The 16,771-nt window shown below is 62.2% G+C and carries 16 protein-coding genes; 7 read left to right on the forward strand and 9 right to left on the reverse strand.

What is annotated here, in order from left to right; translation table 11 throughout:
- The first annotated feature begins 80 nt into the window (after positions 1 to 80).
- From V2I08_RS05410 to V2I08_RS05425, 4 genes are all read left to right on the forward strand, one after another.
- Positions 81 to 1,079: a D-glycerate dehydrogenase gene (locus V2I08_RS05410; RefSeq protein WP_349634177.1), complete on the forward strand. Its 999-nt coding sequence runs from the start codon at positions 81 to 83 to the stop codon at positions 1,077 to 1,079.
- Between the two features lie 65 nt (positions 1,080 to 1,144).
- Positions 1,145 to 1,330 (forward strand): DUF1328 domain-containing protein, encoded by a 186-nt coding sequence (locus V2I08_RS05415; RefSeq protein ID WP_310224681.1) that lies wholly within the window; start codon positions 1,145 to 1,147, stop codon positions 1,328 to 1,330.
- A 4-nt stretch (positions 1,331 to 1,334) separates the two neighbouring features.
- Positions 1,335 to 1,538, forward strand: a complete 204-nt coding sequence (locus V2I08_RS05420; protein WP_349634178.1) for a DUF5818 domain-containing protein — start codon at positions 1,335 to 1,337, stop codon at positions 1,536 to 1,538.
- Between the two features lie 42 nt (positions 1,539 to 1,580).
- Positions 1,581 to 3,335 (forward strand): DUF885 domain-containing protein, encoded by a 1,755-nt coding sequence (locus V2I08_RS05425; RefSeq protein WP_349634179.1) that lies wholly within the window; start codon positions 1,581 to 1,583, stop codon positions 3,333 to 3,335.
- Here V2I08_RS05425 and V2I08_RS05430 read toward each other — a convergent pair whose 3' ends face one another.
- Positions 3,336 to 3,554: a hypothetical protein gene (locus V2I08_RS05430; protein WP_349634180.1), complete on the reverse strand. Its 219-nt coding sequence runs from the start codon at positions 3,552 to 3,554 to the stop codon at positions 3,336 to 3,338. It lies immediately after the preceding gene.
- A 297-nt stretch (positions 3,555 to 3,851) separates the two neighbouring features.
- Between V2I08_RS05430 and acnA the strand changes: the two genes are divergently transcribed.
- Positions 3,852 to 6,521, forward strand: coding sequence for an aconitate hydratase AcnA (acnA, locus tag V2I08_RS05435; RefSeq protein WP_349634181.1), 2,670 nt, complete (start codon positions 3,852 to 3,854; stop codon positions 6,519 to 6,521).
- A 227-nt stretch (positions 6,522 to 6,748) separates the two neighbouring features.
- On the opposite strand, the gene V2I08_RS05440 is transcribed toward acnA, so the two are convergent.
- Both V2I08_RS05440 and V2I08_RS05445 read right to left on the reverse strand, forming a co-directional pair.
- Positions 6,749 to 8,407 (reverse strand): M28 family metallopeptidase, encoded by a 1,659-nt coding sequence (locus tag V2I08_RS05440; protein WP_349634182.1) that lies wholly within the window; start codon positions 8,405 to 8,407, stop codon positions 6,749 to 6,751.
- A gap of 42 nt (positions 8,408 to 8,449) precedes the next feature.
- Positions 8,450 to 9,106: a glutathione S-transferase gene (locus V2I08_RS05445; RefSeq protein ID WP_349634183.1), complete on the reverse strand. Its 657-nt coding sequence runs from the start codon at positions 9,104 to 9,106 to the stop codon at positions 8,450 to 8,452.
- 127 nt (positions 9,107 to 9,233) lie between these two features.
- Here V2I08_RS05445 and V2I08_RS05450 point away from each other — a divergent pair, with 127 nt between their 5' ends.
- On the forward strand, positions 9,234 to 10,457 hold the full coding sequence (locus V2I08_RS05450; protein WP_349634184.1) for a polyhydroxyalkanoate depolymerase: 1,224 nt from the start codon (positions 9,234 to 9,236) through the stop codon (positions 10,455 to 10,457).
- A 52-nt stretch (positions 10,458 to 10,509) separates the two neighbouring features.
- On the opposite strand, the gene hslU is transcribed toward V2I08_RS05450, so the two are convergent.
- The gene (hslU, locus tag V2I08_RS05455) at positions 10,510 to 11,811 is read right to left on the reverse strand and encodes an ATP-dependent protease ATPase subunit HslU (protein WP_349634185.1); all 1,302 of its coding nucleotides are present in this window, start codon (positions 11,809 to 11,811) and stop codon (positions 10,510 to 10,512) included.
- An 81-nt stretch (positions 11,812 to 11,892) separates the two neighbouring features.
- Entirely contained in the window at positions 11,893 to 12,459 is a 567-nt protein-coding gene (hslV, locus tag V2I08_RS05460; protein WP_349634186.1) for an ATP-dependent protease subunit HslV, read from the reverse strand.
- 173 nt (positions 12,460 to 12,632) lie between these two features.
- On the opposite strand from hslV, the gene V2I08_RS05465 reads away from it, so the two are divergent.
- On the forward strand, positions 12,633 to 12,821 hold the full coding sequence (locus V2I08_RS05465) for a hypothetical protein (protein ID WP_310224660.1): 189 nt from the start codon (positions 12,633 to 12,635) through the stop codon (positions 12,819 to 12,821).
- A gap of 79 nt (positions 12,822 to 12,900) precedes the next feature.
- Here the strand turns inward: V2I08_RS05465 and ilvC are convergent, their stop codons facing one another.
- From ilvC to V2I08_RS05485, 4 genes are all read right to left on the reverse strand, one after another.
- A complete protein-coding gene (gene ilvC / locus V2I08_RS05470; protein WP_043152671.1) occupies positions 12,901 to 13,920 on the reverse strand; it encodes a ketol-acid reductoisomerase in 1,020 nt (339 codons plus the stop codon).
- A 198-nt stretch (positions 13,921 to 14,118) separates the two neighbouring features.
- Positions 14,119 to 14,634 carry an acetolactate synthase small subunit gene (ilvN, locus tag V2I08_RS05475; RefSeq protein WP_037479805.1) on the reverse strand — a complete coding sequence of 172 codons (516 nt, stop codon included), beginning with the start codon at positions 14,632 to 14,634 and terminating at the stop codon, positions 14,119 to 14,121.
- Positions 14,634 to 14,993, reverse strand: coding sequence for a hypothetical protein (locus tag V2I08_RS05480; protein ID WP_349634187.1), 360 nt, complete (start codon positions 14,991 to 14,993; stop codon positions 14,634 to 14,636). Before V2I08_RS05480 ends, ilvN begins: the two co-directional genes overlap by 1 nt.
- Before the next feature lie 10 nt (positions 14,994 to 15,003).
- The gene (locus V2I08_RS05485) at positions 15,004 to 16,755 is read right to left on the reverse strand and encodes an acetolactate synthase 3 large subunit (RefSeq protein WP_313923756.1); all 1,752 of its coding nucleotides are present in this window, start codon (positions 16,753 to 16,755) and stop codon (positions 15,004 to 15,006) included.
- Positions 16,756 to 16,771: the final 16 nt, after the last annotated feature.

A 16,771-nucleotide genomic window follows, 5' to 3' on the forward strand; every position in this document is an offset into this window, starting at 1 on the left:
TAGCCTGCTGTGTGCTATTGCGACAGTCATTCCCGCATAACCGCTTGACCGACGCAGCAGGCAGGCATAGCGGCAGGGCCATGGCCAAGAAAATGCGCCCTGCCAAGCCGCGCGTCATCGTCACGCGCCGACTGCCGCCCAATGTGGAGGCGCGCATGGCTGAACTGTTCGACGCCAGCTTCAATGTCGGCGACGCGCCGATGAGCCGCACCGAACTGGCCCGCGCCATGGCCCAATGCGATGTCTTGGTGCCGACCATCAACGACAATATCGACGCTGCCCTGCTGAACGGTGCGCCGGAACGATTGCAGCTCATCGCCAGTTTCGGCGCCGGGGTCGATCATATCGACCTCGCCGCGGCGCAGGCGAAGCGGATCATCGTCACCAATACGCCGGGCGTCCTGACCGAAGACACCGCCGACATGACGATGGCATTGATCCTGTCCGTGCCCCGCCGCCTGGCGGAAGGGGAAAAGCTCGTCCGGTCGGGCCAGTGGCGCGGCTGGAGTCCCTCAGGGATGCTCGGCCACCGCATCGGCGGCAAGAAGCTCGGCATTATCGGCATGGGCCGTATCGGCCGCGCCGTCGCCCGCCGCGCCCGCGCCTTTGGCCTGTCGATCGCCTATCACAACCGCCACCGCCTGCCGTTCGAGGTGGAACAGGAATTGGAGGCGGAATGGGTGGGCGATGTGGATGCCCTGCTGGCCGCTTGCGACATCATCTCGATCCACTGCCCGCTCAATGCAGACAGTCGCGGCCTGATCGATGCGCGTCGGATCGCCCTCATGCGCCCCGACGCCTATCTCATCAACACCTCCCGCGCCGAAATCACCGATGAGGCTGCGTTGATCGTAGCGCTGGACGAAGGGCGGATCGCTGGCGCAGGCCTTGACGTCTATACCCATGAGCCAGCGGTCGATGCGCGCCTGTTCGACCTCGCCAATGTCGTGCTGCTGCCGCATATGGGCTCGGCCACTTTCGAGGGCCGCGACGCGACCGGCGCGCGGGTCATCGCCAACATTCGCAGTTGGGTCGATGGCCACCGCCCTCCCAACCAAGTGCTGGAAGGCTGGGTCTGACGGAACCCTCCGCGCCGTCGTCCGTTCGGAAATCATAGCATTTCCATCGAAAGGGACGGATCATCATGTTGAAACTCGCAGTCATCTCGCTCGTCATCGCCGCTGTGCTGGCGGTCCTCGGCTTCGGCGGCGCCGCTGGCACCTTCGTCGGTATCGCCAAGATTCTCTTCTTTATTGCGCTTGCCGTCTTCGTCCTGTTCCTCGTCCTCGGCATGCTGGCTGGCAAGGGCATCAAGGATGCGATAGATTGACCGCATGATAGAAACCGGGGCAGGCATAGATGAAACCGGGCGACTCGTTCGCGACGCCGCTGGTTTTCTGCTCCGGCGCGATCTTGGCGGCACCTACCGCCTCGTCCTGCTCCGCGTACCCGTCGATCTTGTCGAAAAACGGGTGCGCGTTCAGGGCTTTTATATGGGCGATGATATCGTCGAGGCCGATGGCGTAGCATCCGCCTGAAACCCCTTGCCAAACCGACGGGGACACGCGATCCCCGTCGCCATGCGCAAGATCCTTCTGCTTCTCCTCGCCGCCGCCACGCCCGTTCTGGCCCAGGCCCAAACGCCCAGCGACACACTCACGCAGGTCATGGACGATCATTGGAAGTGGTGGCTCTCCACCCACCCGGTCGAAGCGACCGCCCGTGGCGTCCGCACCTATGATGATCGCATCTACGACCTGTCGCTCACCGCTCGTGCCGCGCAGATCGAGGCCGAGCAGGCCTTCGTCGCGCGACTTGAAGCGATTGGCGAAACGACGCTCGATCCCGCCGACCGCGTCAACCGCGCCGTTCTGCTATGGATGCTGCGCGACGACATAGCGGGGGAGGCGCATCAGGCGGAAAGGCTGATGCTGTTCACCACCTATTATGGCTGGCATCAGGGTTTTGCAGGCATGGGGGACGGTCTGCCTTTCTACGACCGCGCCGACTATGACAGCTATCTCACCCGCCTGTCGCTCTACCCGAAACAAAATGGCGACGCGCTCACCATCATCCGGCAGGCGATAGAGGGCGGCTATGTTCTGCCCTGCTCTGTCCTCGGCAATTATGCGGCCACCATCAGCGGCATCGTCGCGGGCAAGCCGGAAACGACCCGCTTCTACGAGCCGTTCACGCGCCCCAAGCCCCGCACGATCAGCGACGCCGATTGGTCCGCGATGCAGGCGCGCGCCATCGCCCTGATCCGCGACGTCATCACGCCGGAATATGGCAAATGGCATGATCTGTTCGTGAAGGACTATCTGCCTGCCTGCCGCAAGAGCGACAGCGCCTCGACCCTGCCGGGCGGCGCAGCCTGGTATGCCAGCCGGGTTCGGACGTATACCACCACTGATCTGACCCCTGACCAGATTCACGCCATCGGCCTGTCCGAAGTCGCCCGCATCCGCGGCCGTATGGACGAGGTGGCGGCGAAGGCCGGTTATCCCAGCCGCGCGGCCTTTATCGCGCACCTGCGCACCGATCCGCGCTATTATGCCAAGACCCCGGAAGAACTGCTCCAGGTTGCCGCGCGTCAGGCCAAGGCGATCGACGGCCTGCTACCGCGTTATTTCAACACCCTGCCGCGTCTGCCCTATGGCCTCAAACCCATTCCAGAGGCTGAAGCGGAAGGCACGACCACTGCTTATTATATGCCCGGCGCTTCGGAGAGCGGCATCGCAGGCACCTATTTCGTCAACACGTCCAGGCTCGACCAGCGCCCCTTCTGGGAACTGCCAGCGCTCACAGCCCACGAAGCCGTGCCGGGCCATCACAACCAGATCGCCCTGCAACAGGAATTGCCGCTCCCGCCCTTCCGCAAATATCTCGCGGGCTTCACCGCCTATGTCGAAGGATGGGCGCTCTACACCGAATATCTGGGTGAAGAGATGGGTCTCTACGACACGCCCGAAAAGATGATGGGCCGACTGTCCTATGAGATGTGGCGCGCTTGCCGCCTGGTGGTCGATACCGGCATCCATGCCAAGGGCTGGGACAAGGCGCGTGCCGTCGCCTTCATGGCCGACAACAGCGCCTTGTCTGCGGCCAATATCGATGCAGAGGTCAATCGCTATATCAGTTGGCCGGGTCAGGCGCTGGGCTACAAGCTCGGCGAAATCAGAATCAGGGCGTTGCGCGCGAAAGCGGAACAGGAACTGGGCGGAAAGTTCGACCTGCGCCGCTTCCATGATGCGGTTCTGGCACAGGGCGCGGTGCCACTGACCGTATTGGAAAGTCAGGTCGACTCGTGGATCATGAGTGAAAAAGCGCGCTGATCAGGCGCGTAGCGATCGGGTGCGCGGCGAAGTCTTTACCATATCCAGCCACGCCCGATAGCCAAGATCCAGCGGCAAGGCAGCTTCGCAGCAGGCGCATTCCGCCATCATCCGGCCAATCAACCATTGGCTTTGCCCGCAATCGGGGCAACGCATCGCGCCGCCGGGACGATAAACAGTAATATTGTCGGCATTGGGCAGGGCTTGGAAAGGACCCATGTCGAAAATCCCCCATTGTCTCGTTCCAACGTTATTATAGGCGATTGTTTCCCTGCTCGCCGGGCTGCGCGCAATAAATGCACCTCCTCCAAAGGTGCAACGGTTGCTTTGTCCATTTGACTTGGGCGCGGCAGTCTGTATGGCGCTGCAACATCGGGACATACCCGCTTCGGCCGACGGTTGGGGCGCATCCCTCCACCTTGTCGCCCGGACCATCGGGCCGGTCGGCGAGAGACGGGTGGAAAGCGTCATCTTGCCTCCGCATGGCCGCGGCATTTGCGAGGAGACGCACAACTTATGACCGCCATCGGACAGGACACGCTCGGCACCCGCGACATTTTGAATGTCGACGGCAAGGACATCGCCTTTTATTCGCTCGAAAAGGCCGCCGCGAAATTGGGAGACGTTTCGCGACTGCCTTTCTCGATGAAGGTGTTGCTCGAAAACCTGCTCCGCTTCGAAGATGGCGTCACCGTGACGGTCGAGGACATTCAGGCGATCGTCGACTGGCAGAATGACAAGGGCAAGGCCCAGCGTGAGATCCAGTATCGCCCCGCGCGCGTGCTGCTTCAGGATTTCACCGGCGTACCATGCGTCGTCGATCTGGCCGCCATGCGCGACGCGATGAACGCGCTCGGCGCGGACGCCAGCAAGATCAACCCGCAGGTGCCCGTCCATCTCGTGATCGATCACTCGGTCATGGTCGATGAATTCGGCACGCCCAAAGCGTTCGAACAGAATGTCGAAATCGAATATCAGCGCAATATGGAGCGCTACGACTTCCTGAAATGGGGCAGCAAGTCGCTCAACAATTTCTACGCCGTGCCCCCCGGCACCGGCATCTGCCATCAGGTGAACCTGGAAAATATCGCCCAGGCCGTCTGGTCGAGCGAAGACGCCGATGGCGCGATGGTGGCCTATCCCGACACCTGCGTCGGCACCGACAGCCACACCACGATGGTCAACGGCCTGGGCGTGCTCGGCTGGGGCGTTGGCGGGATCGAGGCGGAAGCGGCGATGCTGGGCCAACCCGTCTCCATGCTCATCCCCGAAGTCGTCGGCTTCAAGCTTGTCGGCACGATGAACGAGGGCGTGACCGCCACCGATCTGGTGCTGACCTGCACCGAAATGCTGCGCAAGAAGGGCGTTGTCGGCCGGTTCGTGGAATATTTCGGCCCCGGCCTGGCTTCGCTCAGCCTCGCCGACCGCGCGACGCTGGCGAATATGGCCCCGGAATATGGCGCGACCTGCGGCTTCTTCGGCATCGACGACAAGACGATCGATTACATGCGCCTGACCGGCCGCAGCGACGAAAATCTCGCGCTGGTCGAAGCCTATGCCAAGCAGCAGGGCTTCTGGATCGACCCCGCCGCCGATCTCGTCTTCACCGACACGCTGGAACTCGACCTGTCGACGGTCGTCCCCAGCCTCGCCGGTCCCAAGCGCCCGCAGGATCGCGTCTCGCTGCCGGAAGTCGATGATGTGTTCAACGCTGACCTCGCCAACGTCTACAAGAAGGCGCAGCAGCGCGTTCCGGTCGAGGGCAAGGATTTCGACATTGGCGACGGTGACGTGACCATCGCTGCCATCACCAGTTGCACCAACACGTCGAACCCCGGCGTCATGGTCGCCGCTGGCCTCGTCGCCAAGAAGGCGAACGAACTCGGCCTCAAGCCCAAGCCCTGGGTCAAGACGTCGCTGGCCCCCGGCAGCCAAGTCGTCACCGACTATTTCAACAAGGCAGGCCTTCAGGAGCATCTGGACGCGATCGGCTTCAACCTCGTCGGCTATGGCTGCACGACTTGCATCGGTAACTCCGGGCCTTTGGCACCTGCGATCAGCGCTGCGATCAACGAAAACGGCCTGGTCGCGGCCGCCGTCATTTCGGGCAACCGCAACTTCGAAGGCCGCGTGTCGCCCGACGTGCGCGCCAACTTCCTCGCCAGCCCGCCGCTGGTCGTGGCTTACGCGCTCAAGGGCACGGTGATCGAAGATTTCATCACCACCCCGATCGGCGTCAGCACCGCTGGCAACGACGTCTATCTCAAGGACATCTGGCCCACCAATGCCGAGGTTGCCTCGACCATGGCAGGCTGCATGGACCGTGCGATGTTCCAGGCGCGCTACGAGAATGTCTATAAGGGCGACGCCCATTGGCAGGCGATCGACGTGACCGGCTCGGACACCTATAGCTGGCGCGCAGGTTCCACATATGTCGCCAACCCGCCCTATTTCGAAGGGCTGAGCATGACCCCGGCGCCGGTCAACGACATCATCGAAGCCAAGCCGTTGGCGATCTTCGGCGATTCGATCACCACCGACCACATCTCGCCCGCGGGTTCGATCAAGGCGAGCAGCCCGGCTGGCCAGTGGTTGAGCGAGCATCAGGTCGCCCAGGCCGACTATAACAGCTATGGCGCGCGCCGTGGCCATCATGAAGTCATGATGCGCGGCACCTTCGCCAATATCCGCATCAAGAACCAGATGCTGGACGGCGTCGAAGGCGGCATGACCCGCTATGAAGGCGAAGTCATGCCGATCTATGACGCGGCGATGAAGCATAAGGCCGACGGCACGCCGCTGGTCGTCATCGGTGGCAAGGAATATGGCACCGGCTCGTCGCGCGACTGGGCGGCCAAGGGCACCAACCTGCTGGGCGTCCGCTCGGTCATCGTCGAGAGCTTCGAGCGTATCCACCGCTCGAACCTGGTCGGCATGGGCGTGCTGCCGCTCCAGTTCAAGGATGGCGAGAGCAAGGACACACTTGGCCTGACTGGCGACGAAACCTTCACCATCCAGAATGTCGCGGGCCTCAAGCCGCGCCAGGACGTGGACGTCATCGTCAAGCGCGCCGACGGTTCGACCTTCACCTTTACCGCGCTGTGCCGGATCGACACGATCAACGAGCTGGAATATTTCCTGAACGGCGGCATCCTGCAATATGTGCTGCGCAAGCTGGCCGCTTGATCGGCGGATCAACTAGAGCCGGATGACTTGAAATCGAATCGTCATTACGAGCGCAGCGAAGCAATCCACCGGCACCACAATGGATTGCTTCGCTGCGCTCGCAATGACGAAGCGAATGTGCATCAAGTCATAACACTCTAAAAAAAAGGGCTTCTCCTACGCGGGAGAAGCCCTTTTTCTTATGCCCCGCCCCAGCGTCCGATCACCAATTCGCGCGCCTTTCGGCGTCAGCGGCGCGCCGCCGCGCTTTTGTCCCGCACCGCCTTGAACTCCGATCCCGGCTTCCATTGAGGCCACCGCGTCGAGGTGGCCAGATCACGGCCGATGTCCAGCAGCAGGTCGACATCCTGCGCCGCGCCGTCCAGCTTCCAATCCGGGCCGATCGCGTCGCAGGCCTGATGATAGCATTGGCCGGTATAGGCATCGACCCAGGCCTGCCCCGCCGCACGGCCGCCTTCCACCAGGTCGGACGCCCCGGCAATGCCCATCAGCAGCAATACGGGAACGCCGCGCTTGGCCATGGAGAAATGGTCGGCGCGATAGAAGAGACCACGTTCGGGCAGACTTTCCTGCGTGACGACGCGGCCTTGGGCGGCGGCGGCTTTCGCCAGATCATCCTCCAATGTGCTTTGCCCCTTGCCGACCAGGATGACGTCTTTCGCCTTGCCAGCGGTCTGGAGGATGTCGAGGGTCAGGTTGGCGACAGTGCTGTCCAGGGGCCAGACCGGGTTCTGGGCATAATGTTCGGAGCCGAGCAACCCGCGCTCCTCCGCCGTCCAGGCCGCGAACAGGACCGATCGATCGGGGGCAGGGCCAGCCTTGAACGCGCGCGCAATTTCGAACAGGCCTGCGATACCGAGCGCATCGTCATTGGCCCCGGCGCGATAGATGCGTCCCTGTGCGTCGGGCGCGCCCTTGCCATAGGCGTCCCAATGCGCGCCATACATCACCGTCTCGTCCGGCCGTTTGGTGCCGGGAATGCGCGCCAGGACATTGGCGCTCTGCACCACTTCCTGCGTCACCGGAAAGGCGGCAGAGAAGCGCGCCCCGGTCAGTTCCACCGGACGGAACGCCTTGCTGCGCGCCTGCTTGCGCAGCGCAGCCAGGTCAAGGCGTGCGCCAGCGAACAAGGCCTTGGCGGCGTCGCCCTCGACCCAGCCCTGTACCGCCAGGCTGGTCAACTTGTCGGCCGGACGAACGAGATCGTAATTTTCGCCACCGGGACTGACCACGACGTTCCAGCCATAGCCCGCCCCCGACGTATCATGCACGATCAGCGCGCCGATCGCCCCGCGCCGCGCGGCTTCCTCGAACTTGTAGGTCCAGCGGCCATAATAGGTCATGGCGCGTCCGCCGAATGCACCGAACGCTTCCTCGCCTTTGGTCGCTTCGAAATCGGGATCGTTGATCAGAAAAACCGCGACCTTCCCCTTGAGGTCCACGCCCTTATAATCATCCCAGCCGCGTTCGGGCGCGGAAACCCCATAGCCCACGAACACCAACGGCGCGGCGTCCACCGCAACCTTGTCCTTGGGCTGGAGGGTGGAGAGATAGACGTGTTTGCCAACGGTCCAGTCCGTCGTGACGCCGCCCTGCGCGATGCCCAATTTCTCCGCCTTGCCAAGGCGGGTGTGGAGCAGGGGCACGCTTTGCACCCATTGGCCATCGGGACCACCCGGCTCCAGCCCCAAAGCCTGAAACCGGCCGACCAGATAGCCGATCGTCCGCTCCTCCCCGACCGTGCCGGGCGCGCGCCCTTCGAACAGGTCCGATGCCAGAGTGCGGACGGAGAGCGCCAATTGCTGTGGATCGGTCGTCTGCGCAGCAAGCGGGGTGGGAAGGGCGGCAGTGAGGGCCAGAGCCAGGCCAAGCGTGCGTATCGTCATCAGCCGCTTCTATCCCCATGCCATCGCAGGGGAAAGGGCGTGTCAGAATTCGATATCGAGTTCCTCGACTTCATCCGGCTCGACCCGTGCTTCGTCGATCCACTCCCGCATCAGCGGCCAGCCATTGATCGTCTGGCAATAGGCGGCGGTGGTAGCGGACACCGGCACCGCATAGGTCAGGAAGCGTTCGGCGACGGGCGCGAACATCGCATCGGCGACGGTGGGCTTGTCCCCGAACAGCCACGGACCGCCATAGCTGGCCAGGCATTCGGCCCAAATCGCTTCGATCCGCTCGATGTCCGGCTTGGCTCCCGGAAAAATCGGGAAGCGCGCATGCCGGACCTTCAGGTTCATCGGCAGGGCTGATCGCAGATTGGCAAAGCCCGAATGAATTTCTCCCGACACGGACCGGCAATGGGCGCGGGCGATCCGGTCGGTCGGGTACATGCCGGCATCAGGATAAAGCTCGTGCAGATACTCCGCGATTGCCAATGTATCCCACACGCTTGCGCCCTCATGGGTCAGGCGCGGGACGAGGACGGACGGAGAGAGCAACAGCAATTCTGCCCGATTCTCCGGGTTATCGAGCGCAATTAATTTTTCTTGGACTTTCAGCCCGGCAATCCGGCATAACAGCCAGCCGCGCAGCGACCAGGAGGAATAATTTCTGCTGGATAAAGTGAGTTCCGCAATAGCCATGGCAATTACTCCCGTCTTTGGGGAACCTCCCATTTATGATGATGCGGCGCAACATAAAAAGCCTGTATAGCGTTTCATGATAAGACCGATTCGTTTGGCGGTGGAATAATAAGGCACGATTGGGATTATGCGAATGCTCTATAGCGGCTATCAGGCCTGGAACGACATGCTGGCTCCCGCCCGTTTCGGGGCGCAGATCGCCCTTGGCATGCGGGATACGATGGGTCCGATGGCGCAGTGGGCAATGCCCCGCCGCCTGTTCGCGCTGATGGATGTGTTCCAAGGCGCAAAGCTGACGCACAAGCGTCCCGCCTATGACATCACGACAGTGACCAGCGGTAACGCACAGGTCGCGGTGCGGGAGGAGGTGGCGCTGGATCTGCCGTTCGGCGACTTGCTGCACTTCGTCAAGGATGAGGTCGATACTGCCCAGCCCAAGGTGCTGGTGGTGGCTCCGATGTCGGGCCACTTTTCTACCCTGCTGCGCAGCACGGTCGAAACCCTGCTGCATGATCATGACGTCTATATCACTGACTGGAAGAACGCCCGTGACGTGCCGCTCTCGGCGGGGCGCTTCGGGTTTGAGGATTATGTCGACTATGTGATCCAGTTCTTCCAGCATATGGGGCCGGGCGCGCATATGGTGTCGGTGTGCCAGCCCTGCGTTCCGGCATTGGCGGCCGTGGCGCTGATGGCGGAGGATAAGGACAAGGCGACGCCAAGGTCGATGACGCTGATGGGCGGACCGATCGATCCCAACGCCGCGCCGACCGCGGTCAATGATCTGGCCAATGAAAAGCCGATCGAATGGTTCGAGAAGAATCTGATCTCGGTCGTACCGTTTCGCTATGCAGGCGGCGGCCGGGAAGTCTATCCGGGTTTCATCCAGCTTGCCGCCTTCATGGCGATGAATATGGAGCGCCACGGCGCGCAGCATCGCGAACTCTATCAGCTATTGGCCGACGGCAGGACGGTCGAAGCCGACAAGATCAAGAATTTCTACGAGGAATATTTTGCGGTCCTCGACATGACCCGCGAATTCTACATCGAAACCGTCGATCTGGTGTTCCAAAAGGCCTCGCTTGCTAAGGGCGAACTCATGCACCGGGGCCGCTTGGTCAAACCGGGTGCCATTCGCCATACCGCCTTGCTGACGGTCGAAGGCGAAAAGGATGACGTTTGCGCCGTAGGACAGACATCAGCGGCACATGGCCTATGCACAGGTTTGCGCCCGCACCTTAAACGCCACCATCTTCAGCCGGGCGTCGGCCATTATGGCGTCTTTTCCGGCAGCAAATGGGAAAGCCAGGTCTATCCCCAGGTGCGCAACATGATCCTGGCGATGAACTGATTGCGATCAGACAGCCGACCGATCCGCATAAGATCTGTCGGCGGCCTATGGATCACAGGACGTAGCGGCTAAGGTCGGTGTCGCGCGCGATCGCATCCAGTTGTTTTTCGACATAGGCGGCATCGACGACCAGCGTTTCGCCCCGCCTGTCCTCGGCCTCGAAGCTCACATCCTCCAGCAGCTTTTCCATCACCGTCTGCAGGCGGCGGGCACCGATATTCTCGACCTCGCCATTCACTTCCGCCGCAATCCGCGCCACCGCGCGGATGCCTTCGGGCGTCAGGTCGATGGTCACGCCCTCGGTCGCCAGCAGCGCGCGATATTGCGCCACCAGGCTTGCCTTGGTGTCCGACAGGATCGCGACGAAATCCTCCTCTGTCAGCGCCTGCAACTCCACCCGGATCGGCAGGCGACCCTGTAATTCGGGCAGCAGGTCGCTGGGCTTGGCGACATGGAAGGCACCCGACGCGATGAACAGGATATGGTCGGTCTTGAGCGGGCCATATTTGGTCGCGACTGTCGTTCCCTCGATCAACGGCAACAGGTCGCGCTGCACGCCTTCACGGCTGACCGATCCGCCACGCACATCGCTCACGGCAATCTTGTCGATCTCGTCCAGGAACACGATGCCATTCTGCTCGGCGCTGGTGATCGCGACGCGCGCGACATCATCCTGGTCCAGCCGCTTGTCCTGCTCCTCCTCGACCAGCTTGTCCCAGGCGTCGGCGACGCGCAGCTTGCGGCGCTTCTTCTGATTCTGACCCAACGCCTTGGACATCATGTCGGACAGGTTGATCATGCCGATCTGGCCGCCCATGCCGGGAATATCCATCGGCATTGACGGGCTGTCGGCAATTTCCACCTCGACTTCGACCTCATTCATCTGATGCGCTTCGATCTTCTGGCGGAACGACAGCCGCGTCGCCTCGCTCGCTTCCTTGCCCGTCAGCGCGTCCAGCAGGCGGTTCATGGCCGCCTCCGATGCCGCTTCGCGCACCGCTTCGCGGCGGCGGTCCTTCTCCAGCCGCACCGCTTCCTCGACCAGGTCGCGGACGATCTGTTCGACGTCGCGGCCGACATAGCCGACCTCGGTGAATTTGGTCGCTTCCACCTTTACGAACGGAGCATCGGCCAGCTTCGCCAAGCGGCGGCTGATCTCGGTCTTGCCGCATCCCGTCGGCCCGATCATCAGGATATTCTTGGGCGTCACCTCGTCGCGCAGATCGTCGGGCAAATGCTGCCGCCGCCAGCGATTGCGCAGCGCGACAGCGACAGCGCGCTTGGCATCCTTCTGGCCGATGATATGCGCGTCAAGCGCCGCAACGATGGCTTTGGGGGTCAGATTATCGTTCATTCCAAAACTCCCCCCTCCCTTTCAAGGGAGGGGCAGGGGGTGGGTGCGATTGCGCAGCAATCGCTTGCAACATGGGTGGGATCAGGTTGCGCTGTCCAGCGTCTCGATCGTCAGTTGATCATTGGTATAGACGCAAATATCCGCCGCAACGGCCATCGCCTTGCGCGCCAATGCTTCGGCATCCGCCTCATAGTCCACCAGCGCCCGCGCTGCGGCCAGCGCGAAATTGCCGCCCGATCCAATCGCCGCAACGCCGTTCAACGGCTCCAGCACGTCGCCATTGCCGGTCAGGATCAGTGTTACATCCTTGTCCGCGACGATCATCATGGCTTCCAGATTGCGCAGATATTTGTCGGTGCGCCAGTCCTTGGCTAACTCCACGGCCGAGCGCATCAACTGCCCATTATGCCGCTCCAGCTTGGCTTCCAGCCGCTCGAAGAGGGTGAAGGCGTCCGCCGTCGCACCAGCAAAGCCGCCAATAACGGAGCCGTCATGCAGGCGGCGCACTTTGCGGGCGTTAGGCTTCATTACGGTCTGGCCCATCGAGACCTGGCCATCGCCAGCGACGACGACTTTGCCGTTTTTGCGGACGGACATGATGGTGGTGCCATGCCAGACCGGCATGGCGTTGCGATGTTGGTCGTTCATGGGCGGCATATGGGAGGCGAGCGCGCCGGGTGCAAGCGGGTGTATGCGCTACGCCGAGCCGTGGCATTCACAAGACAATATTATGACAAATATTGTCGGAACCAATGTCGGTTAATTGACATTGTGCAGCGCAGCATCAACTATTGAGGTCCAACAGGAAGGGTAGGACTCGCATGTCTCTCAAGGCCATGGCTCAGGAAAAAGTCGAGCGAGCGGGAATTTCCAACTATAGTTTTGATCGCGATACGCTGGTCATGTGCGGTGTCCGCTACACGCTGGAAGCCTGTACCTGTGGTGAGCCGGATTGCGACGGCGTCCGCCTCCGCAAGAATGCGCCGATGATCCGGCCCGTCCTGCAATAGGGCTTATCGCCAATCACAGACGATGTCCTATCCCTTCGAACGAAGCTGTGCGCTTCGTTCGGAGGGATAAGACAAAAGATCAGTTCTTTTCCTGATCCACCAGCTTGTTTGCACCGATCCAGGGCATCATGGCGCGCAGCTTGGCACCCGTTTCCTCGATCGGATGGCGCTGGGCCGCGATGCGGCTGGCCTTGAGTTCCGGCTGACCGGCGCGGTTGTCGAGGACGAAGTCCTTGACGAAGCGGCCCGACTGGATGTCGGCCAGGACGCGCTTCATTTCCTTCTTGGTTTCTTCGGTGATGATGCGCGGGCCGGTCTTGATATCGCCATATTCGGCGGTGTTCGAGATCGAATAGCGCATGTTGGCGATGCCGCCTTCATACATCAGGTCGACGATCAGCTTGAGTTCGTGCAGACATTCGAAATAGGCCATTTCCGGCGCATAACCGGCTTCGACCAGCGTTTCGAACCCGGCCTGGACCAGCGCGGTCGCGCCGCCGCACAGCACGGCCTGTTCGCCGAACAGATCGGTTTCGCATTCCTCGCGGAAGTTGGTTTCGATGATGCCGCTGCGACCGCCGCCGACGCCGCTGGCGTAGGACAGGGCGATGTCGTGGGCGTTGCCGGTTGAATCCTGATGGATCGCGATCAGGCAGGGGACGCCGCCGCCCTTCACATATTCGCCGCGCACGGTGTGGCCGGGGCCTTTGGGCGCGATCATGATGACGTCCACGTCCTTGCGCGGCTCGATCAGGCCGAAATGGACGTTGAGACCATGGGCGAAGGCCAGCGCCGCGCCGGGGCGCAGGTTGGCATGGACGTCGTCGGCATAGATGGCGGCCTGATGCTCGTCGGGGGCCAGTATCATGAACACGTCGGCCCAGGCGGCGGCTTCCGCGTTCGGCATGACCTTAAAGCCTGCACCCTCGGCCTTCTTGGCGGAGGCGGACCCGGCGCGCAGCGCAATGGCGACTTCGGCGACGCCGCTGTCACGCAGATTCTGCGCATGGGCATGACCCTGCGAACCATAGCCCAAAATCGCGACCTTCTTGCCCTTGATCAGGCCGATGTCCGCATCGTGATCGTAATAAACCTTCATGACTGTCTCTTCCCTCGAACGTATCTCCTCGCCCCGCCGGGGAGAGGATATGAAATCTTGGCTCGGCGCAGCCGGGCCTAGATGAAGTTGGAGCGGGGGTGGGGACGCTGAAACGTCGTGCCCCCTCTCCCAGCTTCGACTAGGCAGCAAGCTGCCAAGTCTGCGCAACCCTCTCCCCGCAGGGGAGAGGGGAAGTGGTTACACCGGTTCCTTGCCCCGGATCAGGCCGACGACGCCGGTACGGCCGACTTCGACCAGGCCGATCTGGCGCATTAGCCCCACGAAATTGTCGATCTTGTCGGTGGTGCCGGTGATTTCGAAGATGAAGCTTTCGATCGTCGTATCGACCACCTTGGCGCGGAACACGTCGGCCAGGCGCAGCGCTTCGATCCGGTCTTCGCCCGTGCCCTTTACCTTGACCAGCGCCAGTTCGCGTTCGACGAAGGGGCCGACTTCGGTCAGATCGGTGACCTTGTGAACGGGGACCAGTCGGTCGAGCTGGGCGATGATCTGGTCGATCACCTTGGGCGGGCCGTTGGTGACGATGGTGATGCGGCTGACGCTATGATCGTCGGTGATGTCCGCCACGGTCAGGCTGTCGATATTATAGCCGCGCGCGGTGAACAGGCCCGCGATGCGCGCCAAAATGCCCGCTTCGTTCGAAACGGTCAGCGACAGGACGTGCCGCTGGTTCAATTCTTCCTGGATATGCATCACTTGGCTGTCCCGTCATTCCTATCGTCATGGGCGTCACTGGGTTCTGCCCGTTCCGAAATCATCGCCGTAAAGGCATAATGCCAGCCATCATCCTGCCGGTGCGCGACGCGGACGGGCAGTCCCGCCACCGCATCGAACATCCGGTGGAGATGTTCGCCGACATAGCGGGGACCGACCAGCAGCGTGCCGATATGCCGCTCGTGAAAGTCGAACCCTTCGTCCAGATGCACGACCCATTCGTCATTGGCCGGGTCGGCATGGTCGATGGTCCAGCCCGACAGCTCGGCCGTGCCCGCGATCCGCTCGAAATCCCACGGTTCGCTGACATGGACGCGCAACTGGAGGTGCTGCGTCACACCCCCATCCTCATACTAAGGCCTTCGCCTCATCCGACATGATGCCCGCGATCTGGTTGGGATCGAGCATCATTTCGGTATGGGCCGCGCCCGACGGGATCATGGGGAAACAGTTGGACAGTTTGGCGACGCGGCAATCGACGATCACCGGCCCCGGCGTTTCCAGCATCTGGCGGATGCCCGCTTCCAGGTCGCCCGGCTGTTCGATGCGGATGCCGGTCCAGCCATAGGCCTCGCCCAGTTTCACGAAATCGGGCAGGCTGTCGGAATAGCTGTTGGAATAGCGGCTTTCATAGGTCAGTTCCTGCCACTGGCGGACCATGCCCATATATTCATTGTTCAGGATGAACAGCTTGACGGGCAGGCGATATTGGCTGGCGGTGCCCATTTCCTGAATGTTCATCTGAACCGAGGCGTCGCCCGCGATGCAGATGGCGAGGCTGTCGGGATTGCCCATCTGCGCGCCGATGGCGGCGGGGAAGCCATAGCCCATCGTGCCGAGGCCCCCGGAGGTCAGCCATTTATTGGGGGCTTCGAAACCGAAATGCTGCGCCGCCCACATTTGATGCTGGCCGACTTCGGTGGTGATGATGACATCCTTGCCGGTCGCCTGACACGCGGTGTAGAGGTCCGCGATCGCGCGCTGAGGCATGATTTCGGTGCCGTTTTCGACATAAGCGAGCGACTTTTTCGTCCGCCATTCCGCGATCCGGTCCCACCATGCCGACAGGTCGGCCTGTTCATGGCCGCGCTGCTTCCACAGGGCGATCATGTCGTCGAGCGCGCTGGCGACGTCGGCCTGGATGGCGACATCGACATCAACGATCTTGTTGATCGAACTGCGGTCGATATCGATATGGACCTTGCGGCTGTTGGGCGCGAAGGCGTCGAGGCGGCCGGTGACGCGATCATCGAAACGCGCGCCGACGCACAGGATGAGGTCGGCTTGGTTCATCGCCCAATTGGCTTCATAGGTGCCGTGCATCCCCAACATGCCCAGCCACTGGTCGGACGATGCCGGGAAGGCGCCCAGGCCCATCAGGGTCGAGGTGACGGGCGCGCCGGTGAGCGCGGCAAGTTCGCGCAGCAGGGCGCTGGCCTGCGGGCCGGAGTTGATGACGCCGCCGCCAGTGTAGAAGATGGGGCGCTCGGCCGCGGCCAGCATTTCGACGGCCGCGTCGATGCCCGCCGCGTCCGCCTTGATCTGCGGGCGGTAGCTGGCATGCTGGACGGGTTCGGGACGCTTATAGGGCGCGGTCGCGATCTGGACATTCTTGGGAATGTCGATGACGACCGGGCCGGGGCGTCCGGTGGTGGCGATATGAAATGCCTCATGAACGACGCCCGCCAGCTTGCCGGGGTCTTTCACCAGATAATTATGCTTGGTGCAGTGGCGCGTGATGCCGACCGTGTCCGCTTCCTGAAAGGCATCGGTGCCGATCAGTTGCGTGGGCACCTGACCCGTGATGACGACCATGGGGATCGAATCCATCAGCGCGTCGGTGATGCCGGTGACCGCATTGGTCGCGCCGGGGCCGGAGGTGACCAGGACGACGCCGGGCTTGCCGGTCGAGCGGGCATAGCCCTCCGCCATGTGGGTCGCGCCCTGTTCATGGCGGACCAGCACATGCTTGATCGTGGGGTGATTGTAGAGCGCGTCATAAATCGGCAGCACTGCGCCGCCGGGATAGCCGAACACGACCTCGACACCGAGATCGATCAGGCATTCAACCAATATGTCCGCGCCGCTCTTTTCGGCCACGATAAATCCTTCTCAA

The organism is Sphingobium sp. MK2, from assembly GCF_040170545.1.
In the GTDB taxonomy this organism is placed as follows: Bacteria; Pseudomonadota; Alphaproteobacteria; order Sphingomonadales; family Sphingomonadaceae; genus Sphingobium.

Coding starts and splice junctions, on each gene's coding strand:
- V2I08_RS05445 (WP_349634183.1), bottom strand. CDS start 9,106: ATGGCTATTGCGGAACTCACTTTATCCAGCAGAAATTATTCCTCCTGG.
- V2I08_RS05415 (WP_310224681.1), top strand. CDS start 1,145: ATGTTGAAACTCGCAGTCATCTCGCTCGTCATCGCCGCTGTGCTGGCG.
- V2I08_RS05430 (WP_349634180.1), bottom strand. CDS start 3,554: ATGGGTCCTTTCCAAGCCCTGCCCAATGCCGACAATATTACTGTTTAT.
- hslU (WP_349634185.1), bottom strand. CDS start 11,811: ATGAACGATAATCTGACCCCCAAAGCCATCGTTGCGGCGCTTGACGCG.
- V2I08_RS05425 (WP_349634179.1), top strand. CDS start 1,581: ATGCGCAAGATCCTTCTGCTTCTCCTCGCCGCCGCCACGCCCGTTCTG.
- V2I08_RS05465 (WP_310224660.1), top strand. CDS start 12,633: ATGTCTCTCAAGGCCATGGCTCAGGAAAAAGTCGAGCGAGCGGGAATT.
- V2I08_RS05420 (WP_349634178.1), top strand. CDS start 1,335: ATGATAGAAACCGGGGCAGGCATAGATGAAACCGGGCGACTCGTTCGC.
- V2I08_RS05410 (WP_349634177.1), top strand. CDS start 81: ATGGCCAAGAAAATGCGCCCTGCCAAGCCGCGCGTCATCGTCACGCGC.
- hslV (WP_349634186.1), bottom strand. CDS start 12,459: ATGAACGACCAACATCGCAACGCCATGCCGGTCTGGCATGGCACCACC.
- V2I08_RS05440 (WP_349634182.1), bottom strand. CDS start 8,407: ATGACGATACGCACGCTTGGCCTGGCTCTGGCCCTCACTGCCGCCCTT.
- ilvN (WP_037479805.1), bottom strand. CDS start 14,634: ATGCATATCCAGGAAGAATTGAACCAGCGGCACGTCCTGTCGCTGACC.
- acnA (WP_349634181.1), top strand. CDS start 3,852: ATGACCGCCATCGGACAGGACACGCTCGGCACCCGCGACATTTTGAAT.
- V2I08_RS05450 (WP_349634184.1), top strand. CDS start 9,234: ATGCGAATGCTCTATAGCGGCTATCAGGCCTGGAACGACATGCTGGCT.
- ilvC (WP_043152671.1), bottom strand. CDS start 13,920: ATGAAGGTTTATTACGATCACGATGCGGACATCGGCCTGATCAAGGGC.